The organism is Streptomyces sp. 35G-GA-8 (assembly GCF_023534745.1).
Classification (GTDB): domain Bacteria; phylum Actinomycetota; class Actinomycetes; order Streptomycetales; family Streptomycetaceae; genus Streptomyces.
Genome location: NZ_JAMHJQ010000005.1, coordinates 304,897 through 330,530, shown reverse-complemented (window position 1 = coordinate 330,530; position 25,634 = coordinate 304,897). Strand labels below are relative to the sequence as shown.

The window sequence follows — 25,634 nt, the reverse complement described above, 5'->3', positions numbered from 1 at the left end:
GATGGAGCAGAGAATGAACGCCCCCACCGAGAAGGCCCCCAACGCCGACATCGTGGAAGCACTGCGCGCCGCGATGAAGGAGACGGAGCGGCTGCGGCGGCAGAACAGAATGTTCGTCGCCGCCGCCAAGGAACCCATCGCCATCGTGGGAATGAGCTGCCGGTTCCCCGGCGAGGCGCACTCCCCGGAAGGGCTCTGGGACCTCGTCGCCGCCGGCACCGACGCCATCTCCGGATTCCCCGCCGACCGGGGCTGGGATCTGGACGCGCTGCGCGACAGCACCACCGACGAGCGCGACACCTCCGTCAGCCAGCAGGGCGGATTCCTCAGCACCGTCGCCGACTTCGACCCGGGCTTCTTCGGGATCTCGCCCCGCGAGGCCGTCACCATGGACCCCCAGCAGCGGCTGCTGCTGGAGACCACCTGGGAGGCCATCGAGCGGTCGGGTATCGACGCCACCCGGCTGCGCGGGACCCGCACCGGCGCGTTCATCGGCACCAACGGCCAGGACTACGCCTATCTGCTGGTCAGGTCGCTGGACGACGCGACCGGCGATGTCGGCACCGGCATCGCCGCCAGCGCGGTCTCCGGCCGGCTCTCGTACACCCTCGGGCTGGAGGGCCCGGCCGTCACCGTCGACACCGCGTGCTCGTCGTCCCTGGTCGCGCTCCATCTGGCCGTGCAGTCGCTGCGCAACGGTGAATGCGGGCTGGCACTCGCGGGCGGCGTCAATGTGATGTCCACCCCCGGCTCGCTCATCGAGTTCAGCCGGCAGGGCGGGCTCGCCAGGGACGGCCGCTGCAAGGCGTTCGCCGAGTCGGCGGACGGCACCGGCTGGTCCGAGGGCGCGGGCGTGCTGATGCTGGAGCGCCTGTCGGACGCGCGGCGCGAGGGACACCCGGTCCTCGCCGTGATCCGGGGCTCCGCCGTCAACCAGGACGGCGCCTCCAACGGCTTCACCGCGCCCAACGGCCCCTCGCAGCAACGGGTGATCCGGCAGGCGCTCGCCAACGCCGGACTCACCCCGGCCGAGGTGGATGTCGTGGAGGCGCACGGTACGGGCACCCCGCTGGGCGACCCCATCGAGGCGCAGAGCCTGCTCGCGAGCTACGGCCAGGACCGGGAGCACCCGCTGCTGCTCGGCTCGGTCAAGTCCAACATCGGTCACACCCAGGCCGCTTCGGGTGTCGCGGGCGTCATCAAGATGGTGATGGCGATGCGGCACGGCGTGGCTCCGAAGACACTGCACGCGGACGAGCCGTCGTCGCATGTCGACTGGTCGGCGGGCAAGGTCGAACTGCTCACCGAGGCGCGCGCGTGGCCGGACGCGGGCCGTCCGCGCCGTACCGGTGTCTCCTCGTTCGGGGTCAGTGGCACCAACGCGCATGTGATCATCGAGCAGGCGCCGAACGCCGAGGGAACCGCCACCGGGAACGACGAGGCCGCACCCGCCCGTCGTGCGACCGCGCTGCCGTGGGTCGTCTCGGGGCGGACCGCCGAGGCGCTGCGCGACCAGGCGACCGCGCTGCTGAACAGGCTTGAGAGCGAGCCGGGTACGCGCGCGCTGGACACCGCGCTCTCCCTCGCGGCATCCAGGGCGAGCCTGGAACACCGCCTCGCCGTCGTCGCGGACGAGGACGGCGGGGCGGGACGCGCGGCGCTGAAGAGCTGGATCGAGAACGGCACGGCGGCCGGCGCGGTCGAGGGCACGGTCGCGGAACGTACGAAGAGCGCCGTGCTCTTCTCCGGCCAGGGCAGCCAGCGGCTCGGCATGGGCCGCGAACTGTACGAGCGCTTCCCGGTGTTCGCCGAGGCGCTGGACACCGTACTGCCGCTGCTGGACGCCGGACTGGACCGGCCGCTGCGCGAGGTGATGTGGGGCGAGGACGCCGAGGCGCTGAACGACACGGGTTTCACCCAGCCCGCGCTGTTCGCCATCGAGGTGGCGCTGTTCCGGCTGGTGGAGTCGTGGGGCGTGGTCCCTGACTTCGTGGCGGGGCATTCGATCGGTGAACTCGCCGCGGCCCATGTGGCGGGCGTGTTCTCGCTGGAGGACGCCTGCACGCTCGTGGTGGCGCGGGCGCGGCTGATGCGGGCGCTGCCCCCGGGCGGCGCGATGGTCGCCGTCCGGGCCACCGAGGACGAGGTGCTGCCGCTGCTGTCCGGCGACGTGTCCGTCGCCGCCGTCAACGGCCCCGACTCCCTGGTGATCTCCGGCGACGAGGAAGCCGTCCTCAAGGCCGCGGCGCGGCTGGGGGAGCGGGGCCGCAAGACCAGCAGGCTCCGGGTCTCGCATGCCTTCCACTCGCCGCTGATGGACCCGATGCTGGACGAGTTCCACGCCGTCGCGCGGGGCCTCGCCTACGCCGAGCCGGTCATCCCCGTCGTATCGAACCTGACGGGCGCCCTGGCGTCGGCGAAGGAGCTGTGCTCGGCCGAGTACTGGGTACGGCATGTCCGCGAGGCCGTCCGCTTCGCCGACGGTGTACGGACCCTCGGCGCGCAGGGGGTGACCACCTTCCTGGAACTGGGTCCTGACGGGGTGCTGTCGGCCATGGCCCAGGAGTCCGTACCGGCGGGCGCCGTGACCGTACCGGTGCTCCGCAAGGACCGCCCCGAGGAGACCTCGGCCGTCACCGCGCTGGCCCAGCTGCATGTCCATGGCGTGCGCGTGGAGTGGCCCGCGTTCTTCGACGGCACCGGCGCCCGGCTGGTGGATCTGCCGACCTACGCGTTCCAGCACGAGCGGTTCTGGCCGAAGACGACCTTCCGGCCGGCCGACGCGACCGGTCTCGGACTGGCCTCGGCCGACCACCCGCTGCTCGGCGCCGCCATGTCCGTGGCGGGCTCCGACGAACTCCTGCTGACCGGCACCCTCTCGCTGGCCACCCACCCGTGGCTGGCCGACCATGTCGTCAGCGGAATGGTCTTCTTCCCCGGCACCGGATTCCTCGAACTGGCGATCAGGGCCGCCGACCAGGCAGGCTGCGACCGCGTCGAGGAACTGATGCTCGCCGCGCCGCTCATCCTGCCCCGTACCGGCGCCGTCCAGGTACAGATCTCCGTCGGCGGCGCCGATGACGAGGGCCGCCGCGAACTGCGCTTCTACACCCGCCCCGCCGACGCGCCCGACGACGAGTGGACCCTGCACGCCTCGGGCCGGATCGGCGGCGGCGAACGGATCCTCGGCTTCGACGGGTCCGTATGGCCGCCCAAGGGCGCGACCGTGGTGGACATCGAGGGGCTGTACGACCGCTACGCGAGCAACGGACTCGACTACGGCCCGGTCTTCCGCGGGCTGCGCGCGGTCTGGCGCCGGGGCGAGGAGATCTTCGCCGAGGTCGCCCTCGACCGGGGAGTCGACGACGCGAAGGACTTCGGCGTGCACCCGGCGCTGCTCGACTCCGTGCTGCACAGCACCGTGTTCGCCAGCGCGGACGGCGACGACCGCAGCCTGCTGCCGTTCGCCTGGAACGGGGTCTCCCTGCACGCCTCCGGGGCGTCGACCCTGCGTGTCAGGATCACCGGCAACGGCGCCGACTCCGTCCGGCTCGCCGCCGTCGACGCCCACGGCGAACCGGTCATCTCCGTCGACTCGCTGCTGCTGCGGGAAGCGGGCCCCCGGGCGGCGGACAGCGGACGACGGGACGAGCTGAACTCGCTCTTCCGCGTCGACTGGGTGCCCGGCACCCCGGAGAAGGTCTCCGAGGACACCGAGTGGGTGGTACTCGGCACGGACACCCTGGGCCTGAGCGCCGCCCTCGCCGCGACCGGCGCCGCGAAACTCGGCGCCCCGGCGGGCACCCTGGCCGAACTGACCTCGCGCGGCGGCGCGGCGATGCCGGGGGTCGTGGCCGTACCGCTGCGCGGCGACAGCGCGCGCGGCGCCTCGTCGGCGCACGAACTCGCCCACTACGCACTGACGTTGGTCCGGGAGTGGCTGGCCGAGGAGCGCTTCGCCGACTCGCGGCTGGTGTTCGTCACCCGAGGAGCCGTCGAGGACGGTGCCACGGACGTCACCGATGTCGCCGCCGCCCCCGTATGGGGCCTGGTGCGCTCGGCGCAGGCCGAGAACCCCGGCCGGTTCCTGCTCGTGGACGCCGACGACACCGCCGAGTCGGCGGCCGTACTCCCCGCGCTGCCGGGGCTGGTGGCCGCCGACGAGCCCCAGGCCGTGCTGCGCGCGGGCGCGCTGCGCGTCGGCAGGCTCGCCCGGCTGGAGTCGGGCACGGGCCTGGTGCCGCCGGAGGGGGTGCCGTGGCGGCTGGGCAGCCGGGCCAAGGGCAGCCTCGACGGGCTGACCCTGGCCCCGTTCCCCGAGGTCCTCGAACCGCTGACCGGCCGCGAGGTACGGATCGAGGTCCGCGCGGCCGGAGTGAACTTCCGCGATGTCCTCAACGCCCTGGGCATGTACCCGGGCGACGCCGGGCTGTTCGGCTCGGAGGCGGCCGGAGTCGTGGTCGGGACCGGGCCCGACGTGACCGATCTGCGGGTCGGCGACCGGGTCATGGGCATGCTCTTCGGCGGCTTCGGCACCCATGTGGTGGGCCACGAGCGCATGATGACCCGCGTCCCTGACACCTGGTCGTGGGAGACGGCGGCGTCGATGCCGCTCGTCTTCCTCACCGCCTACCACGCGCTCNGCTGCTCACCCGGCTGCCCGACGGCTGGTCGTGGGAGACGGCGGCGTCGATGCCGCTCGTCTTCCTCACCGCCTACTACGCGTTGGTGGAGCTGGGTGGTGTGCGGCGTGGTGAGAAGGTGCTGATCCACGCGGGTGCGGGTGGTGTGGGTATGGCGGCGATCCAGGTGGCGCGTCATCTGGGGGCCGAGGTGTTCGCGACGGCGAGTGAGGGCAAGTGGGAGGTGCTGCGGTCGCTGGGGGTGGCGGACGATCACATCGCGTCGTCCCGTACGACTGATTTCGAGGCGGCGTTCGCCGGGGTCACGGGCGGAGAAGGCGTCGACGTCGTACTGAACTCGCTGGCCGGCGAGTTCGTGGACGCGTCGCTGCGGCTGGTCGGTTCCGGCGGCCGGTTCCTGGAGATGGGCAAGACCGACATCCGGGATGCCGCCGAGCTGCCCGAGGGTCTGGACTACCAGGCATTCGACCTCGGCTGGGTCGGCCCCGAGGGCATCCAGCGGATGCTGGTCGAGCTGGGCGAGCTGTTCGAGCGCGGCGTACTGGAGCCGCTGCCGGTGCGGTCGTGGGACGTACGGCGGGCGCGCGACGCGTTCCGCTTCATGAGCATGGCCAGGCATGTCGGCAAGATCGTGCTCACCATGCCGCCCGTATGGAACCCCGAGGGCACGGTCCTGATCACCGGTGGCACGGGCGGTCTGGGCGGCGTGCTGGCCCGCCACCTGGTGGCCGAACACGGCGTACGGCACCTCGTGCTCACCAGCCGGCGCGGCGTGGCCGCCCCCGGAGCCGCCGAACTGGCCGCGGAGCTGCGGACCCTGGGCGCGGAGGTGTCGGTCGCCGCCTGCGACGTGGCGGACCGGGAAGCGCTCGCCGAACTGCTGGCGTCCCTACCGTCCGATCACCCGCTGACGGCCGTGGTGCACACGGCGGGCGTGCTCGACGACGGCGTCATCGGCTCCCTCACCCCCGAACGGCTCGCCGCTGTGCTGCGTCCCAAGGTCGACGCGGCGTGGAATCTGCATGAGCTGACCCAGGATCTCGATCTGGCCGCGTTCGTGGTGTATTCGTCCACGGCCGGAGTCATGGGCAGCCCCGGACAGGCCAACTACGCGGGAGGCAACACCTTCCTCGACGCCCTGGCCGCGTACCGCCGCGCCCAGGGGCTGCCCGCGCTCTCGCTGGCCTGGGGCGCCTGGGAACAGGGCGTGGGCATGACCAGCACGCTGGAGGACCATGACGTACGCCGGGTGAGCGGCGCCTCCGGAATGCCGCTGCTCTCGGTGGCGCAGGGCCTGGCGCTCTTCGACGCCGCCACCGCGAGCGACGAGGCGCTGATCGTCCCGCTCTCCATCGGCGGTGGGGCCGTCCCGGCCGCGGCCGGTGTCCCGGCCCTCCTGCGCGGACTCGTACGGACCGGCCGCCGCGCCGCGAAGAGCGGCGGCGCGGGAGTCTCCCGCGCCGGACTCGTCGAGCGGCTGGCCGCGCTGCGCGAGAACGAGCGGCCCCGGCTGCTGACCGACCTCGTACGCGCCGAGGCCGCGGTGGTGCTGGCGCACTCCTCGCCCGAGGCGATCGCCGTGGAAAGGGAGTTCAGGCAGCTCGGCTTCGACTCGCTGACCGCCGTCGAACTGCGCAACCGGCTCGCGTCCGCCACCGGACTGACGCTGCCCGCCACCCTGATCTTCGACTACCCGACACCGGCCAGGCTCGCCGCGTATCTCCTCGACGAGCTGGTCGGCGAGGACGATGTCGCGGCCGTCACCGCGCGCGAATCGCGCGACAGCGCCGACACCACCGACGACCCGATCGCGATCGTCGGTATGAGCTGCCGCTTCCCCGGCGGTGTGGAGTCCCCCGAAGGACTCTGGGAGCTGGTGCTCTCCGGCGGCGACGCCATCTCCGGCTTCCCCGACGACCGCGGCTGGGAGGCCGACGCGTCCATCGGCGCCGTCGAGGGCCAGGGCGGATTCCTGCGGGACGTCGCCGACTTCGACGCCGGATTCTTCGGCATCTCGCCGCGTGAGGCCCTTGCCATGGACCCGCAGCAGCGCGTCCTGCTCGAAGTCTCCTGGGAGGCGGCGGAACGCGCGGGCATCGACCCGGCCACCCTGCGCGGCAGCCGCACCGGCGTCTTCGTCGGCGTCAGCGGCCAGGACTACGCCGGTCTCGTCATGCGCTCCAAGGACGACATGGCGGGCCATGCCACCACCGGCCTCGCGGTCAGCGTCGTCTCCGGCCGACTGGCCTACGCGCTGGGCCTGGAGGGCCCGGCGATGTCGGTCGACACGGCCTGCTCGTCGTCCCTGGTCTCCCTGCACCTCGCCGCCCAGGCGCTGCGCGGCGGTGAGTGCTCCCTCGCTCTCGCGGGCGGCGTGACGGTGATGACCACCTCCGCCAACTTCGCCGGCTTCTCCCGGATGGGCGGACTGGCCGGTGACGGCCGGTGCAAGGCGTTCTCCGACTCCGCCGACGGCACCGGCTGGTCCGAGGGCGCGGCCGTGCTGGTCCTGGAGCGGCTGTCGGACGCGCGGCGGGGCGGCCACCAGGTCCTCGCCGTCGTCCGCGGCAGCGCCGTCAACCAGGACGGTGCCTCGAACGGTCTGACAGCCCCCAACGGGCCCGCGCAGCAGCGCGTGATCCGGCAGGCGCTCGCCAACGCCGGGCTCTCCCCGGCCGAGGTGGACGCGGTGGAGGCGCATGGCACCGGCACCCCGCTCGGTGACCCGATCGAGGCCCAGGCGCTGCTGGCCACCTACGGCCAGGACCGCGATCAGGACCTGCCGCTGCTGCTGGGCTCCGTGAAGTCCAACATCGGCCACACCCAGGCCGCGGCGGGCGCCGCCGGTCTGGTGAAGATGGTGATGGCGCTGCGGCACGGGACGCTCCCGAGGACACTGCACCTGACCGAACCGTCAAGCCATGTCGACTGGTCGGCGGGGGCCGTGGAACTGCTCGCCGACACCACCGCGTGGCCGGAGACCGGACACGTACGCCGGGCGGGCGTCTCGTCCTTCGGGATCAGCGGTACGAACGCGCATGTGGTCCTGGAGCAGGCGGACCCGGCGGACGACACCGCCGACGGCGCGCCGCTCACGCCCGGGGCCGCCCCGCGCGCCGTGCCGTGGCTCGTCTCGGCCAAGAGCGAGGCGGCGCTGGACGGGCAGATCGACCGGCTCAGGGCCTTCGCGCGGGAGCACCCCGAGCGCTCCGCCGTGGATGTCGGCCACTCGCTGGCGACGGGCCGCGCGCTCTTCGAGCACCGCGCGGTGCTGCTGGCGACCGACGAGGGTGTCGCGGAGGCCGCCCGTGGTCTCGCGACCGAGCGGCCGTCGGCGGTGCTGTTCTCCGGTCAGGGGTCGCAGCGGCTGGGGACGGGGCGCGCGTTGTACGGCCGGTTCCCCGTCTTCGCCGAGGCGCTGGACTCCGTACTGGCCGCGCTGGACGCCGAGTTGGGGTGCTCGCTGCGTGAGGTGATGTGGGGCGAGGACGCCGGGCCGCTGAATGACACGGGTTTCACGCAGCCCGCGTTGTTCGCGGTCGAGGTGGCGCTGTTCCGGCTGGTGGAGTCGTGGGGTGTGCGGCCGGACTTCGTCGCCGGTCATTCGATCGGTGAGCTCGCGGCGGCGCATGTGGCGGGGGTGTTCTCGCTGGAGGACGCGGCCCGGCTGGTGGTGGCCCGTGCGCGGCTGATGGCCGCCCTGCCCCCGGGCGGTGCGATGGTCGCCGTCCGGGCCACCGAGGACGAGGTCCTGCCCCTGCTGTCGGGCGAGGTGTCCGTCGCCGCCGTCAACGGCCCCTCGTCCGTGGTGATTTCCGGCGCTGAGGGCACCGTCCTGGAGATCGCGGACCGACTGGCGGCCCAGGGCCGCAGGACGAACAGGCTGCGCGTCTCGCACGCGTTCCACTCGCCGCTGATGGACCCGATGCTGGACGAGTTCCGTACCGTCGCGGAGGGCCTGGCCTACGCCGAACCGACGCTTCCCGTCGTGTCCAACCTGACGGGCGCTCCGGCGTCGGCCGGCGAGCTGTGCTCGGCCGAGTACTGGGTACGCCATGTCCGCGAGGCCGTGCGCTTCGCCGACGGGGTGCGCGCGCTCGCCGACCGGGGCGTCGGTACGTTCCTGGAACTGGGCCCGGACGGGGTGCTCTCCGCCCTGGCACGCGAGTCCGTGCCCGCCACCGCCGTGGTCGTCCCGGCGCTGCGGGGGGACCGCGACGAGGAAACCGCGCTCGTCACCGCGCTGGCCCGGCTGCATGTGGCGGGTGCCGCTGTCGACTGGACCGGCGTCTTCGCGGGCACCGGCGCCCGGCGGGTCGATCTGCCGACGTACGCCTTCCAGCGCGAACGGTTCTGGCCCGAGGTGGTCGCCGCCACGCCCACGGCCGGTACGGACCCGGTCGACGCGGAGTTCTGGGCCGCCGTCGAGCGGGCTGACCTGGCATCCCTCGCGGCGGGACTGGACGTCGACGGTGACTCGCTCGGGGCCGTACTGCCCGCGCTGTCGTCGTGGCGTACCCGGCGCAAGACCCGTTCCGCCGTGGACGCGTGGCGCTACCGGCAGAGCTGGAAGCCGCTGACCGTCAGCGGTTCCGCGACGACGCCGGCGACGCTGTCCGGGACCTGGCTGGTACTGGCGCCCGCGCCCGGGATCGCCGACGCGTGGGTGACCTCGCTGATCGACGGGCTCGGCCCGGCCGCCGTACGGGTCGACACCGGCACGGCACGGGTCGACACCGGCACGGCACGGGTCGGCGCCGGCACGACCGACGGAACCGGCCTGGTCGCCCGGCTGACCCAGGCCGTCTCGGACGCCCCGGCGGAGATCACCGGTGTGGTGTCGCTGCTCGCCCTGGACGAGTCGGCCGGTCCCGCCGGTGTGCCCGCGGGGCTGATCGCCACCGCCGGGCTCGTCCGCGCGCTCGGCGACGCGGGCATCGCGGCCCCCCTCTGGGCCGTCACACGCGGCGCCGTCTCACCCCTCCCCTCCGAGCCGCCCGCCAGTCCGGCGCAGGCCGCCGTCTGGGGCCTCGGCAGGGTCGCGGCGCTCGAACACCCCCGCCAGTGGGGCGGGCTGGCCGATCTGCCCGACGAACTGGACGAGCGGTCCGTACGGCGGTTCCTCGCCGTCCTGACCGGCCGGGACGGCGAGGACCAGGTGGCGGTCCGCGCCTCGGGCGTGTTCGGCCGCAGGATGACGCCCGCGCCCAGCACGGAGCGCCCCGGCGCCGCCGAGGAGCGGTGGCAGCCGTCCGGCACCGTGCTCATCACCGGCGGTACGGGCGCGCTCGGCGCCCATGTGGCACGCCGGCTGGCGGGCGAGGGCGTCCCGCATCTCGTACTGCTCAGCCGCCGTGGCCCGCAGGCGCCCGGCGCCGAGGAGCTGCGGACCGAACTGACCGCTCTCGGAACGCGGGTCACCCTCACCGCCTGCGACGCCGCCGACAAGGACCAGCTCACACGGGTCCTCGCCGCCGTCCCCGAGGACAACCCGCTGACGGGGGTGGTGCATACGGCGGGGGTCCTGGACGACGGAGTGCTGACAGGGCTGACGGCCGAACGGTTCGAGACGGTGTTCCGCGCCAAGGTCGCCTCGGCGCTGCTGCTCGACGAACTGACCCGTGACCTCGATCTGTCGGTGTTCGCGCTGTTCTCCTCGGTGGCGGGCGCCGTGGGCAACCCCGGCCAGGCCAACTACGCCGCCGCCAACACCGTCCTGGACGCACTGGCCGAGCGGCGCCGCTCGGTCGGTCTGCCGGCGACCTCGATCGCCTGGGGCGCGTGGGACGGCGGCGGCATGGCCGCCCACCCCCTCACCTCCGCCCATCAGAACGGCTCCGGCGCGCTCGATCCCGCCCTCGCCGTCTCCGCACTGCTGCGCGTCGTGGTGGAGCCCGAGCCGACCGTGGTCCTCGCCGACCTCCAGCAGCCGCGGCTGCTGAACGCCCTGCTGAGTCTGCGCCCCAGCCCGCTGCTCGCCGATCTGCCCGAGGCGCGCACGGCGCTGACGGCCGTACGGGAGGCGCGGCGCGAGAGCGAATCGGCCGCCTCCGGGCTGCGTGAGCGGCTGCGCGGAGCGAGCGGGCCCGACCGGACCGCCGCACTGCTCACCGTTGTCCGTACGCAAGCGGCGGCCGTGCTCGGCCACACCGGAGCCGACGCGATCAAGGGCGACAAGGCCTTCCGCGATCTCGGCTTCGACTCGCTGACCGCCGTCGAACTGAGCAACCGGCTCTCGGAGATGACCGGTCTGGCCCTCCCCGCGAGCCTGGTCTTCGACTATCCGAACCCGCACGCGCTCGCCGGCCATCTCCGCGCCGAACTGCTCGGGGGGGAGACCAGCGAGGAGAGCGGCGAGCTGACCGAATCCGACGCCCCGGGCACCGCCTCCGCCGGGGTCACCGACGACCCGGTCGTCATCGTCTCCATGGCCTGCCGCTTCCCCGGCGGGGTGCGCTCGCCCGAGGAGCTGTGGCAGCTGCTCACCGAAGGCCGGGACGGCATCGCCGAGTTCCCCACGGACCGCGGCTGGAACCTCGATGTCCTCGCGGGCGACGGCCAGGGCCGCAGCGCGACGCGCGTGGGCGGATTCCTCTACGAGGCCGCCGACTTCGACCCGGGCTTCTTCGACATCTCACCGCGTGAGGCCCTTGCCATGGACCCCCAGCAGCGGCTGCTGCTGGAGACCGCCTGGGAGGCGTTCGAGCGCACCGGGACCGATCCGGCCTCGCTGCGCGGCAGCAGGACCGGGGTGTTCGTCGGTACCAACGGCCAGGACTACGCCCATCTGATCCTCCGGGCGAACGAGGACGTGGAAGGGCACGCGGGCACGGGTCTGGCGGCCAGCGTCATCTCCGGCAGGCTCTCCTACGCCTTCGGCTTCGAGGGCCCCGCCGTCACCGTGGACACCGCCTGCTCCTCCTCCCTGGTCGCGCTGCACTGGGCCGCCCAGGCGCTGCGCGCCGGCGAGTGCTCCATGGCGCTGGTCGGCGGGGTCACCGTCATGTCGACCTCGACCAGCTTCGCCGGGTTCACCCGCCAGGGCGGGCTGGCCCCGGACGGGCGCTGCAAGGCGTTCTCCGACTCGGCCGACGGCACCGGCTGGTCCGAGGGCGTCGGCGTGGTGGTCGTCGAGCGGCTGTCGGACGCGCGGCGCAACGGCCACGAGATCCTGGCCGTGCTGCGCGGTTCCGCCGTCAACCAGGACGGCGCGTCCAACGGACTCACCGCGCCCAACGGCCCCTCCCAGCAGCGGGTCATCCGCCAGGCCCTCGCCAGTGCCGGTCTGACCCCAGCCGACGTGGACGCGGTCGAGGCCCATGGCACCGGCACCACCCTGGGCGACCCCATCGAGGCGGGGGCCCTCCTCGCGACGTACGGACGTGACCGCGACCCCGAGCGGCCCCTGCTGCTGGGCTCCGTGAAGTCCAACCTCGGCCACACCCAGGCCGCCGCGGGCGTCGCGGGTGTGCTGAAGACGGTGCTGGCGCTCCGGCACGCCAGGCTGCCCAGGACGCTGCATGTCAGCGAGCCCTCGGCCCGGGTCAACTGGGCCTCGGGCGGCGTGGAGCTGCTGACCGAGGAGCGGGCGTGGCCGCGGACCGGACACGCCCGCCGCGCCGGTGTGTCGTCCTTCGGGATCAGCGGCACCAACGCGCATGTGGTCCTGGAGCAGGCGCCGCCGACCGAGCCGGTCGTGCCGGACCCGGCCCCGGAGGTGGCACCGGCCGTCGTGCCCTGGCCCGTCTCCGCCAAGAGCGAAGCCGCGCTGGACGCACAACTGGACCGGCTGCGCTCCTTCGTGGCGGACCGCCCCGGGCTCTCCCCGCTCGACCTCGGTCTCTCGCTGGCCCAGAGCCGGTCTGCCTTCGAACACCGGGCCGTGCTCCTCGCCCCGGGAGACGCCGCGGACGCGTCCGCGCCGCAGGTCGCCAGGGGAGTGGCGGTGGGGCGCCCGACGGCCGTCCTCTTCTCCGGCCAGGGCAGCCAGCGGCCCGGAATGGGCCGCGAGCTCCACGCGCGCTTCCCGGTCTTCGCCGACGCGCTGGACTCCGTACTCGCCCATCTGGACGGCGAGTTGCCCCGCCCGCTGCGCGAGGTGATCTGGGGCGACGACCCGGACACGCTGAACCGCACCGCGTACACCCAGCCCGCGCTGTTCGCCATCGAGGTGGCGCTGTTCCGGCTGCTGGAGTCCTGGGGGGTGACCCCGGACTTCGTGGCCGGTCACTCGATCGGTGAGATCGCCGCGGCCCATGTGGCCGGGGTGTTCTCGCTGGAGGACGCCTGCCGGCTGGTCGCGGCCCGCGCCCGGCTGATGGACGCGCTGCCCGAGGGCGGCGCCATGGTCGCCGTGGAGGCCGCCGAGGACGAGGTACGGCCGCTGCTCTCCGCCGGGGTGGCGATCGCCGCCGTCAACGGACCCGCGGCGGTGGTGATCTCCGGCGCCGAGGACCAGGTCCTGACGACCGCCGGGATCCTGGCGGCCGGGGGACGCAGGACGACCCGGCTCCCGGTGAGCCACGCGTTCCACTCGCCCCTGATGGACCCGATGCTGGACGGATTCCGGGCGGTCGCCGAGAAGCTCGCCTACGAGGCGCCCCGTATCCCGGTCGTCTCCCACCTGACCGGCGAGCCGGCCACGGCCGGTGAACTGTGCTCCGCCGACTACTGGGTACGGCATGTCCGCGAGGCGGTCCGCTTCGCCGACGGGGTACGGACCCTCGTCGGCGAGGGCGTCGGCACCTTCCTGGAACTGGGCCCGGACGGTGTGCTCTCCGCGCTGGTCCGCGCCTGCGTGCCGGACGACGCCGTGGTCGTACCCGTCCTGCGCAAGGACAGGCCCGAGGAACTGACCGCCCTCACCGCGCTCGCCCAGGCGCACGCGCACGGTGTCCCCACCGACTGGGCCGAGGTCTTCGCCGGTACGGGCGCCCGGCGGGTGGAGCTGCCCACGTACGCCTTCCAGCGCGAGCGCTACTGGCCCTCGGTGTCCCCGGCCGCCCCGGGCGACCCCGCCGGCCTCGGTCTGATGGCCGCGGGACATCCGCTGCTGGGCGCGGCGATGACGGTGGCGGGCTCCGACGATGTGGTGCTGACGGGCCGGCTGTCGCTGCCCGAGCAGCCCTGGCTGGCCGCGCACCGCGTCTCCGACGGGCCCGTGCCGCTGCCCGCCGCGGCCTTCGCCGAGCTGGCCGTACGCGCCGGTGACGAGGTGGGCTGCGAACGGGTCGAGGAACTGACCGTGGAGAGCGGGCTGTTCGTGCCCGAGCGGGGCGCGGTACGGATCCAGGTACGGGTGGGCGTCGCCGACGAGGCCGGCCGCCGCCCCCTGGACGTGCACGCCCGCCCCGAGGCAGGGGCGGATCTGCCCTGGACCCGGCACGCCACCGGCGTGCTGGCCGCCGCCGAGGGGACGGCGACACCGGACGGGGAGTTCGACACCTCCGTCTGGCCGCCCGCGGACGTCCGGGCCCTGGATCTCGGGCAGGACGGCACCGGCCCGCGCACCGCCTGGCGCCGGGACGGCGTGGTGTTCGCGGAGATCGCGCTGGACGAGGAGACGGGCGGGGACGGCGCGTTCACGATCCATCCGACACTGCTGGACGCCGCAGTCCGCGCGGCGGCACTGCTGGACACCGACACCGACACCGACACCGACAGCACCACCGCCGCCGGGGACGTCGAAGCGTTCGCCTGGCACGGACTGACCCTGCACGCGAGCGCCGCCACGGCGCTGCGGGTACAGCTGACCGCCACCGGCCGGGACACCGTGGCGCTGGCGGCCGTCGACGTGGCCGGCGCGCCGGTGATCTCCGTACGCTCGCTCGCCCTCCGGCCGGCCGATGGCGCGGATCGCGTCCCGGCGCCCGTCGCGGCGGGCGCCACCGCAGAGCCGGACCCGCTGTTCGGGATCGTCTGGGAGGCGGCGTCCGCCCCGGCGGCCGCCGCGTCCCCGGCCGGCCTCCGCTGGGCGGTCGTCGGCGCGGACCCGGCGGGCCTGGCGGCCACGCTGGACGCGGCGGCCCCGGCGGGCGGAGTGCCCGCCGTACGCGCGGCGTCGCTCGCCGCACTCCTGGACGGCGACGAGCTGTTGCCGGACGTCGTACTGGCCTCGGTAGGCGGCGATCCGTCCGGCACAGGGGACATCCCCGGCGCCGCGCGGACCACCACGGCCGCCGCCCTTGACCTGCTCCACACCTGGTCCGCCGACCGGCGGAGCGCCGCATCACGGCTGGTGTTCGTCACCCGGCGCGCGGTCGCCGTCGGGACCGAGGACGTACGGGACCTGGCCGCCGCACCCGTATGGGGCCTGGTGCGCACCGCCCAGTCGGAGGAGCCCGGCAGCTTCCTGCTGCTCGACATCGACGGCGGCGACGACCCCATCGACGGCGGCGCCGACCTCGAAGGTCCCGATGCCCTGGGCAGGGCTCTCGCCGCCCTGCCGGGACTGCTGGACGCCGGAGAGACCCAGGCGGCGCTGCGTGACGGAGCCGTACGGGTCGCCCGGCTCGCCCGGCTGCCCGAGAGCGGCGTCACCCCGCCCCAGGACGGGGTCCGGTCCTGGGACCGTGACGGTACGGTGCTGATCACCGGCGGCACCGGCGGCCTCGGCAGCGCGCTCGCCAGGCATCTGGTGACCGCGGGCGGCTTCAAACATCTGCTGCTCGCCGGGCGGCGCGGCCCCGGCGCGCCGGGCGCCGGGGAACTACGGGCCGAACTGACCGCCCACGGCGCCGAGGTGACCGTCGCCGCCTGTGATGTCGCCGACCGGGCGGCGCTCGACGCGCTGCTCGCCGCCGTACCGGCCGCGCATCCGCTGACCGCCGTCGTGCACACCGCCGGTGTGCTCGCCGACGCCACGATCGGCTCGCTCACCCCCGCGCTGGTCGAACGGACAGCGCGTCCGAAGGCCGACGCCGCCTGGAAGTTGCACGAGGCGACCCGTGAACTCGCCCCCGAGCTGGCCGGGTTCGTCCTGTACTCCTCGGTCGCGGGCGTCACCGGGGGACCGGGACAGGGCAACTACGCCGCCGCCAACACGTTCCTGGACGCGCTGGCCGCGCACCGCATCGCCCTCGGCCTGCCCGCCGTATCGCTGGCCTGGGGCCCCTGGACCTCGGACACCGGTATGACGGGCACCCTGAGCGACACCGATCTGCGCCGGATGGCCCGCTCGGATCTCGCCCCGCTGTCGGTGGCACGGGGCCTCGCGCTGTTCGACGCGGCGAGCGCCCGCGACGAGGCACTGGTCGTCGCGGCCGGGATCGCCGTCGGCACGGGCCCGGAGACGGCGCCCGCCGCGGCCGGGGTCCCCGCGCTCCTGCGCGGACTGCCGCGCGCCAAGCGCCGGGCGGCCGCCACCCGGACCCGGGCCACCGGACCGACCCTGCGCCTGGAAGGGCTCGACGCGCGGGAGCGGGAAGCGGCCCTGGTGGAGCTGGTACGGACCGAGACCGCCGCCGTACTGGGACACACCACCCCGGACGCCGTCCCGGCCGACCGTGACTTCAGCCGGCTGGGCTTCGACTCGCTGATGGCGGTGGAGCTGCGCACCAGGCTGACCGCGGCCACGGACGTACGGCTCTCCACCACCCTCGTGTTCGACCACCCCACCCCGCTCGCCGTCGCCCGGCATCTGATGCCGGCGCTGTTCGGCTCGGACACCTCCGGCACGGACGCGTCGCCGCTCGCGGTGCTCGACCAGTTGGAGGCCGCGCTCGCCGACGGCGAACTCGACGAGGTCACCAGGTCCGGGGTCGCCGGACGGCTCCACCGGCTCCTCGCGCGCTGGGACGGAGCCGCCCAGGAGACCGGCGGCGCGGCCGTGGTCACCGAACGGATCGAGGCCGCCAGCACCGACGAGATCCTCGCCTTCATCGACAACGAGCTCGGCAGGTCAACGGATTCCTGACAGCGGATTCCTGACAGCGGATTCCTGACAAGGGCCCACTCCCTTCGCACGCGATACATCTGAGGAAGGTTCACGGACGATGCCGGACGAACAGAAACTCGTCGAATACCTGAAGTGGGTCACGGCGGATCTGCACCAGACCCGCCGACGACTCGAAGAGGCCGAATCCGGCCGTCACGAACCGGTGGCGATCGTCGGGATGGGATGCAGGTTCCCCGGCGGGGTCCGCTCTCCCGAGGAGCTGTGGGAACTGCTCGCCGAAGGCCGCGGCGCCATCTCCCCCTTCCCCGACGACCGCGGCTGGGACCTGGATGTGCTCGCCGGTGACGGCGAGGGACGCAGCGCCACCCAGGAGGGCGGCTTCATCCACGACGCGCCGTGCTTCGACCCGGGATTCTTCGACATCTCGCCGCGCGAGGCCCTTGCCATGGACCCGCAGCAGCGACTGCTCCTTGAGGTGGCCTGGGAGGCCATCGAGCGCTCCGGCATCGACCCGGCCACCCTGCGCGGCAGCAGGACCGGCGTGTTCGTCGGCACCAACTCCCAGGACTACGCGCACCTCGTGCTCGCCGCGCGCGACGACATGGGCGGTTACGCGGGCAACGGCCTCGCGGCGAGCGTCATGTCCGGCCGGCTCTCCTTCGTCCTCGGACTCGAAGGCCCCGCGGTCACGCTCGACACCGCGTGCTCGTCCTCACTGGTGACCCTGCATCTCGCCGCGCAGGCCGTACGCGACGGCGAATGCTCGCTGGCGCTGGCCGGCGGGGTGACCGTGATGGCGACGTCCGCCGGCTTCGCCGGGTTCAGCGTCCAGGGCGGACTGGCCGCCGACGGGCGCTGCAAGGCCTTCTCCGACGCGGCGGACGGCACCGCCTGGTCCGAGGGCGCGGGTCTGCTGGTCGTCGAGCGGCTGTCCGACGCCCAGCGCAACGGACACCCCGTCCTCGCGGTGCTGCGCGGCAGCGCGGTCAACCAGGACGGCGCGTCCAACGGTCTGAGCGCGCCCAACGGCCCCTCCCAGCAGAGGGTGATCCGCCAGGCGCTGGCCGGCGCCGGACTTTCCCCGTCCGACGTGGACGTGGTCGAGGCGCACGGTACGGGCACGACGCTGGGCGATCCGATCGAGGCGGGCGCCCTGCTCGCCGCCTACGGCCAGGACCGCGAGCCGGACCGTCCGCTGTGGCTCGGCACGGTCAAGTCGAACATCGGTCACACCCAGGCGGCGGCCGGAGTCGCGGGCGTGATGAAGATCGTGCTCGCGCTCCGCAACGGCGTGCTGCCCCGGACGCTGCACGTGGACGCGCCCTCCTCGCATGTGGACTGGACGGCCGGGGACGTACGGCTGCTCACCGAGCCGGTGGAGTGGCCGGAGGGCGACCGGGTGCGCCGCGCCGGGGTGTCGTCGTTCGGCATCAGCGGCACCAACGCGCATGTGCTCATCGAGCAGGCGCCGCCCGCCGAAACGGCGGAGGAGCCCGGTCCGGCGCCGGCCGTCGTGCCGAAGGCCGTGCCCTGGCCGGTGTCGGGCCGCAGCGGGGCCGCGCTCGACGCGCAGCTGGACCGGATCCGCGCCTTCGCGGACGCACGCGGCGCCGACCCGCTCGACCTCGGCTTCTCGCTCGCCACCACCCGCACCGCGTTCGAGCACCGCGCGGTACTGCTGTCCACCGCGGACCCCCACGCCGGGACGCCCGTCGAGGTGGCGCGCGGGGTCCCTGGCAAGGGCGCGCTCGCCGTGCTCTTCTCCGGCCAGGGCTCGCAGCGCCTCGGGATGGGCCGCGAGCTGTACGCGCGCTTCCCCGTCTTCGCCGAGGCGCTGGACGCCGTACTGGCCCAGCTGGACGGGGAGTTGGACCGTCCGCTGCGCGAGGTCGTCTGGGGCGACGACGCGGACGCGCTGAACGACACGGGCTTCACCCAGCCCGCGCTGTTCGCCGTCGAGGTGGCGCTGTACCGACTGGTCAGCTCCTGGGGCGTCAGGCCGGACTTCCTCGCCGGGCACTCCGTCGGCGAGATCACGGCCGCGCATGTGGCCGGGGTGTTCTCGCTGGAGGACGCCTGCCGGCTGGTCGCCGCGCGGGCCCGGCTGATGCGGGCGCTGCCCGCCGGTGGCGCGATGGTCGCCGTACGGGCCACCGAGGACGAGATCACGCCGCTGCTGACCGGCCGGGTGTCCGTCGCCGCGGTCAACGGCCCGGACGCGGTGGTCGTCTCGGGCGACGAGACCGCGGTGCTCGACCTCGCCGCCCGGCTGGCGGCCGAGGGACGCAAGACCACCCGGCTCGCCGTCAGCCACGCGTTCCACTCGCCCCTGATGGAGCCCATGCTCGACGCGTTCCGCGCGGTCGTGGCGGGCCTGGCCTTCCAGGAGCCGTCCGTACCGGTCGTCTCGAACCTGACCGGCGAGGTGGCCACCACGGCCGAACTCACCGACCCCGGCTACTGGGTGCGCCATGTGCGCGAGGCCGTGCGGTTCGGCGACGGGGTGCGGGCGCTCGCCGGGCGCGGCGTACGGACCTTCCTGGAACTGGGCCCGGACGCCGTGCTCTCCGCCCTCGTACCGGAGTCCGTCCAGGACCCGGCCGTGACGGCGCTGCCGGTCCTGCGCAAGGACCGGTCCGAGGAAATCGCGGCCGTCACCGCGCTCGCCGGGCTGTACGCCCGCGGTGTCGCGGTGGACTGGGCCGCACTGTTCGCCGGTACGGGCGCCCGCCGGGCCGAGCTGCCGACCTACGCCTTCCAGCGCGAGCGGTACTGGCCCACGGTCCGCGCGGTGACCGGCGACGCCTCGGGTCTCGGGCTGGTGGCCGCCGGGCATCCGCTGCTCGGCGCGGCGGTCACGATCGCCGGGTCGGACGAGATCGTGCTGACCGGCAGGATGTCGGAGCGGTCGCATCCCTGGCTCGCCGACCACCGGATCTCCGGCCGGACCGTGCTGCCGGGCGCGGCCTTCGCGGAGCTGGCGATCCGGGCGGGCGACCAGGCGGGCCGGCACCGCGTCACGGAACTGACGCTGTCCGCCCCTCTCGTACTGACCGCTCGCGACGCGGTCACCGTGCAGGTACGGGTGGGCGCGTCGGACGACGCGGGCAACCGGGCGCTGACGGTGCACTCCCGCCCCGCCGACCGCGACACGGACGGCTGGACACTGCACGCACGAGGCGTGCTGGCGGCGGCCGGGCAGGCCGAGGAGACCGGCGGGTTCGACACCACCGTCTGGCCGCCGCGCGACGCCGAGCCGGTCGCCCTGGAGGGACTGTACGAACGGCTCACCGGCGCCGGCCTCGCCCACGGGCCCGTGTTCCAGGGCCTGTCGGGCGTCTGGCGGCGCGCGGGCGAGGTCTACGCCGAGGTGGCGCTGCCCCCGGCGGCCGAGGACGCCGGCGCGTACGGCATCCACCCGGCGCTGCTGGACGCCGCCGCGCGCGCGGCGGGCTCCCTCGACCCCGACGGCGCGCCCGCCGCCGTCCCGGTGTCCTGGAACGGGCTGACCCTGCACGCCGCGGCGGCCTCCGCCCTGCGTGTCCGGATCACCGCGACCGGCCAGGACGAGGTGGCGCTGAGCGCGGTCGACACGACGGGCGCTCCGGTGCTCTCCGTCGATTCGCTGGTGCTGGGCCCGCCCTCCGGCGAGCCCCGCCAGGCCGCGCCGACGGGCGGCGGCACCGAGCGGGGCGCGCTTCTCACGCTCGACTGGGTGTCCGTCCCCGAGCCGGTGGCCGCCACCGGCACCCGCTGGGCGGTCGTCGGCGTCGACGAACTCGACCTGGGCTACGCGATGCACCGCGCCGACGAGACCGTCAGCGGCTACGCGGAGTCCCTGACCGGCGCGGTCGGCGACAGCGGTGTCGCCCCCGATGTCTTCCTGGTGCCCGTGGTCGGCGACCCGGCGATGCCGGGACCCGAGTCGGTGCGCGCCCTGACCACCTTCGTCCTCGGCCTCCTCCAGGAGTGGCTGAACGAACCGGCGCTGGCCGGCTCACGGCTGGTCTTCGTCACCCGGGGCGCCGTCGCCGTCGACGGCGAGGACGTCAAGGACGTGGCCGCCGCCGCCGTCTGGGGCCTCGTACGGTCCGCGCAGACCGAGAACCCCGGCAGCTTCCTGCTGGTCGACATGGACGACACGTTCCTGTCGGCGGGGGTCCTGCCCGGTCTGCTCGGCCTCGACGAACAGCAGGTGGTCGTGCGCTCCCACACGGTCAGGGCCGGTCGGCTCACACGGCTGCCCGAGAGCGACCAGACCTCCTCGGCAGGCGGCACGGCGCGCCCCTGGGACCCCGAGGGCACCGTACTGATCACCGGCGGAACCGGCGGCCTCGGCAGGGAACTGGCACGCCATCTGGTCGCCGAGCACGGCGTACGGCATCTCCTGCTCGCCAGCAGGAGCGGGCGGGACGCCCCGGGCGTGCCGGAACTGCTCGGCGACCTGGCCGAGCGGGGCGCCGAAGTCTCCGTGGTCTCCTGCGATCTGGGCGACCGGGACGCGGTGACCGCGCTGCTCGCGGCCGTACCGGCCGGACATCCGCTGACCGCCGTCGTCCACACCGCCGGTGTGCTGGGCGACGCGCTCACCGGCTCACTGACGCCGGAGCTGCTGGAGCGCGTACTGCGGCCGAAGGCGGACGCCGCCTGGTATCTGCACGAGGCCACCCGCGATCTCGATCTGGCCGCCTTCGTGCTGTACTCCTCCGTCTCCGGTGTGCTGGGCAGCCCCGGCCAGGGCAACTACGCCGCGGCCAACGCCTATCTGGACGCCCTCGCCCAGCACCGCAGGAGCCGGGAGCTGCCCGCGCTCTCCCTCGCCTGGGGCCCCTGGGGCCGGGGCAGCGGTATGACCAGCCATGTCAGCACCGCCGATCTGGCGCGGATGGCCCGGGGCGGTATGCCACCGCTGGCCATCGAGCAGGGACTTGAGCTGTTCGACGCCGCGCTCGTCCGGGACCGGGCCACGGTGGTGCCGACCCGGATCAATGTCGCCGGACTCCAGGAGCAGGGGGCCCTGCCGGCGCTCTGGCGGGAGCTGGTGCCCCGTACCCGGCGCACCGCCGCCGCGGCCGACCGCTCGCCGGTCACCCTGCGCGAGCGGCTGCGGCACCTGGCGGCGCCGGAGCAGGAGAGCCTGCTCACCGAGCTGGTGGTGGGTTACTCCGCCGCGCTCCTCGGCCACTCCGACCCGACCGCCGTCGACCCCGAACGCGGCTTCCTTGAGCTGGGGTTCGACTCGCTCGTCTCCGTCGGGCTGCGCAATCAGCTCGCCGAGGCGCTCGGGCTGCGGCTGCCCAGCTCGGTGGTCTTCGACAACGCGACCCCGGTGAAGCTCGCCCGCCGGCTCCACGGGGAGCTGGCCGGACAGCTCGCCCCCGGCACCCAGGGCACCGCCGCACCCGCCGCCGCGCGAGGCACCCAGAACCCGGAGGAGACGCTGGAGGGCCTGTTCTACGCGGCGGTGCAGGCCGGAAAGATGGTCGAGGGCATGCGCATGCTCAAGGCCGTCGCCAACACCCGGCCGACCTTCGAGACCCCCGCCGACCTGGAGGAGCTGTCGGCGCCCGTCGTCCTCGCGGACGGTCCGAGCAGCCCCCGGCTGGTCTTCGTCAGCGCCCCGGGCGCCACCGGCGGCGTACACCAGTACGCCCGCATCGCGGCGCACTTCCGCGGCAAGCGGCATGTCTCCGCCCTGCCGCTCATGGGGTTCGCCCCCGGTGAGCTGCTGCCGGCCACGAGCGAGGCGGCGGCCCGTATCGTCGCGGAGAGCGCCCTGCACGCCAGCGACGGCGAACCCTTCGTCCTGGTGGGCCACTCCACCGGCGGCTCCCTCGCCTATCTGGCCGCGGGCGTACTGGAGGAGACCTGGGGCATCCGCCCCGAAGCGGTGATCCTGCTGGACACCGCGAGCATCAAGTACCAGCCGGGCGAGGGCAAGGACCTCGACAGGACCACCCGGTACTACCTGGCCGACATCGACTCGCCGTCGGTCACGCTGAACAGCGCCAGGCTCTCCGCGATGGCGCACTGGTTCATGGCGATGACCGACATCGAGACGGTGCCCACCACCGCGCCGACGATGCTGGTCCGGTGCGTTCAGTCGCTGGACGGCTTCCTGTTCGACACCGACGGCGTCCCCGCGGACGACATCCGTGAGATTCAGGCCAACCATCTGTCCCTCGCCAAGGAGCACTCCGCGCTGACGGCGCGAACGATCGAGGAGTGGCTGGGCGGCCTGCCCGCAGGCGAGGCGTAACACCGGGCCGGGCGGGGCGGTTGTACGACGCCGCCCCGCCCGGCCCCATCACCGTCCGACCGTCCAGAGGAGAGACCCCCATGACCACCTCCCACGAGCTGCCGTCGCTCAAGGGCGTGCCGCCGACCGTGCTGCGGCTGAGCCCGCTGCTGCGCGAGCTCCAGACCCGGAGCCCCGTCTGCAAGGTGCGCACCCCCGCCGGCGACGAGGGATGGCTGGTGACCCGCCACGCCGAACTCAAGGAACTGCTCCGCGACGAGCGGCTGGCCCGCGCGCATCCCGATCCGGCGAACGCCCCGCGCTATGTCCACAACCCGTTCCTGGACATGCTCGTCACCGACGACGCCGAGCTGGCGCGGAAGCTGCACACCGAGACCCGCGCGATGCTCACCCCGAACTTCTCGGCCCGGCGCGTGCTCAATCTGATGCCGAAGGTCGAGGCCATCGCGGAAGGTCTGCTGGAGAGCTTCATCGCCCAGGGGCCGCCCGCCGATCTGCACGGCGGGTTCTCCCTGCCGTTCTCGCTGTCCGTGCTCGGCGAACTCATCGGTGTGCCCGCCGAGGACCGGGGTCTGCTGGTCAGCCTGCTGTCCCGGATGGGCGGTCTGGACGACCCGAACACCGTCCAGGGCGGGCAGCAGGACCTGTTCGGCTATCTGGTGGAGCTGGCCGGCCGCAAGCGGGCCGAACCCGGCGACGATGTGATCTCCCGGCTGTGCGCGAACGAGCCGTCGGACGAGCGCATCGGGCCGATCGCGGCCGGGGTGCTCTTCGCCGGACTGGAGGCCGTGGCCAGCCATATCGATCTCGGGGTGGTGCTGTTCACCCTCTACCCCGAGCAGCGCGACGCGGCGCTGGGGGACCCGAAGCTGATGTCAGGGGCGGTGGAGGAGATCCTGCGCTCGGCGAAGGCGGGCGGCTCGGTGCTGCCGCGGTACGCCACCGAGGACGTCACGATCGGCGGGGTCACCATTCGGTTCGGCGATCTGGTCCTGCTCGACTTCACCCTCTCCAACTTCGACACCCAGATCTTCGACGACCCCGAACTCTTCGACATCACCCGTTCGCCCAACCCGCATCTGACGTTCGGTCACGGGATGTGGCACTGCATCGGCGCCCCGCTGGCCCGTATGCAGCTGAAGACGGCGTACACCCTGCTCTTCACGCGCCTGCCCGAGCTGCGCCTCGCGCTCCCGGTCGAGGAGCTTCAGGTGCTGGGCGGCCGGCTCACGGCCGGTCTCACCGAACTGCCGGTCACCTGGTAGTACGGCCGGTCCGGGCGGGACAGGACCGCACAACGGGCTCTGCCCCCACCGAGGTGGGGGCAGAGCCCGTTGTGAGCGACAGGGCCTGGTCCGCCGCTCAGCTCTCCCGCACGGTGATCGCCTGGGACGGGCAGATCAGCCCCGCCTGCCGCGCGGCCTCCCGCCCCGGCTCGTCCCTCGGCTCCTCCAGGACCAGGACGATCCCGGAGTCGTCCTGGTCGAAGACATCGGGAGCCGACAGCACGCACTGCCCCGCTCCCACACAGCGTTCCGTGTCCACGCTGATGCGCACCATCATTCCTCCGTCGGTTACCTGCGGTCGTCCGTGTGTCCCGGGGCGTGTCCTCGAAGACACGCCCCGGCCGGGGGCGCCGGTCTACCAGCGCACGGGCAGGGCGTGCAGCCCGTAGAGCACCCCGTCGTACTTGAGCGGCAACTCCTCCACCGGCACGGCCAGTTCAAGGGTCGGGATCCGCTCGAACAGCGTCCGGTAGGCGATGTCCATCTCGACCCGGACCAGGTTCTGGCCGAGGCACTGGTGCACTCCGTACCCGAACGCCACATGCGAACGGGCGGACCTGCTCGGGTCGAACTCGTCGGGGCGGTCGAAGACGGTCCCGTCGTGGTTGGCCGCGGCGACCAGCGGGATGATGCCCTCGCCCGCCCTGATGAGCTGTCCGCCGATCTCGACGTCCTCGACGGCCACCCGGAAGGCGACCAGGTCGGCGACCGAGTAGTAGCGCAGCAGCTCCTCCACCGCCCGCTCGTCACCGATCCACCGCGGGTTGGACAGCAGCGTGACCACACCGAGGCCGATGTTGTTCGCCGTCGTCTCGTGCCCGGCGATCAGCAGCAGCATGGACACACCGGACAGCTCCTGCTTGCTCAGCGTCCCCTCGGCCAGCAGCTGACTGATCAGATCGTCGCCGGGCCGCTTCTGCTTGATGGTGATCAGCCGGTTGAGATAGCGCAGCAGCGCCATGGACGCCGCCTGCCGCTGCTCGTCCGTGGAGGTGAGCGTCACCAGCACCCGGGTCTTGGTCTCGAAGAAGTCCCGGTCGGCGTTGGGCACCCCGAGCAGACTGGAGATCACCAGGGACGGCACGGACAGCGCGAAGTCCGCGATGAGATCGGCGGAGTTCCCCGCCGCGAGCATGGCGTCGATACGCTCGTCGACGATCTGCTGGATGGCCGGCCGCATCTCCCTGACCTTGCGGACGGTGAACTCGGGGATCAGCGTCTTGCGGAACCGCCCGTGCTCCGGCGGGTCCAGCGCCACGAACCAGCCGGGCACCTCGTCCTGGGACGGGACACCGCCGGTCTTCGCCGCCCGGGGGAAACCGGGGTGCGAGGGGTTGGAGCTGATCCGCGGATCGGTGAGGACCGTACGCACGTCCTCGTGCCGGGTCACCAGCCACACCTGGACGCCGGAGGGCAGCGTCGTGCGCACCAGCCCGTCCTGTTCGCGGAAGTCCCGGTACTCCGGCGGCGGAAAGGACTGGCCGGGCCGCCGCAGCGGGAAGGCGACCGGGCACCTGTCGGTAGTCGTCATCTTCTCGATTCCCCTGGGC

6 protein-coding genes are annotated in these 25,634 nt (G+C 73.7%); 4 read left to right on the top strand and 2 right to left on the bottom strand.

From position 1 onward, the window contains the following. The first annotated feature begins 13 nt into the window (after positions 1–13). The 4 genes from M1203_RS13180 to M1203_RS13165 all read left to right on the top strand — a co-directional run bounded on the left by M1203_RS13180 (position 14) and on the right by M1203_RS13165 (position 24,063). Positions 14–4,768: a beta-ketoacyl synthase N-terminal-like domain-containing protein gene (locus M1203_RS13180; protein WP_374402839.1), complete on the top strand. Its 4,755-nt coding sequence runs from the start codon at positions 14–16 to the stop codon at positions 4,766–4,768. After that, the gene (locus M1203_RS13175; RefSeq protein WP_308404869.1) at positions 4,693–16,557 is read left to right on the top strand and encodes a type I polyketide synthase; all 11,865 of its coding nucleotides are present in this window, start codon (positions 4,693–4,695) and stop codon (positions 16,555–16,557) included. Before M1203_RS13180 ends, M1203_RS13175 begins: the two co-directional genes overlap by 76 nt. Positions 16,558–16,636: 79 nt before the next feature. Then, the gene (locus tag M1203_RS13170; RefSeq protein ID WP_249949817.1) at positions 16,637–22,798 is read left to right on the top strand and encodes a type I polyketide synthase; all 6,162 of its coding nucleotides are present in this window, start codon (positions 16,637–16,639) and stop codon (positions 22,796–22,798) included. 80 nt (positions 22,799–22,878) lie between these two features. Beyond that, on the top strand, positions 22,879–24,063 hold the full coding sequence (locus M1203_RS13165) for a cytochrome P450 (protein WP_249949816.1): 1,185 nt from the start codon (positions 22,879–22,881) through the stop codon (positions 24,061–24,063). Positions 24,064–24,160: 97 nt separating this feature from the next. Here the strand turns inward: M1203_RS13165 and M1203_RS13160 are convergent, their stop codons facing one another. Then, positions 24,161–24,355, bottom strand: a complete 195-nt coding sequence (locus M1203_RS13160; RefSeq protein ID WP_249950035.1) for a ferredoxin — start codon at positions 24,353–24,355, stop codon at positions 24,161–24,163. A gap of 84 nt (positions 24,356–24,439) precedes the next feature. Next, the gene (locus tag M1203_RS13155; RefSeq protein WP_249949815.1) at positions 24,440–25,615 is read right to left on the bottom strand and encodes a cytochrome P450; all 1,176 of its coding nucleotides are present in this window, start codon (positions 25,613–25,615) and stop codon (positions 24,440–24,442) included. Positions 25,616–25,634: the final 19 nt, after the last annotated feature.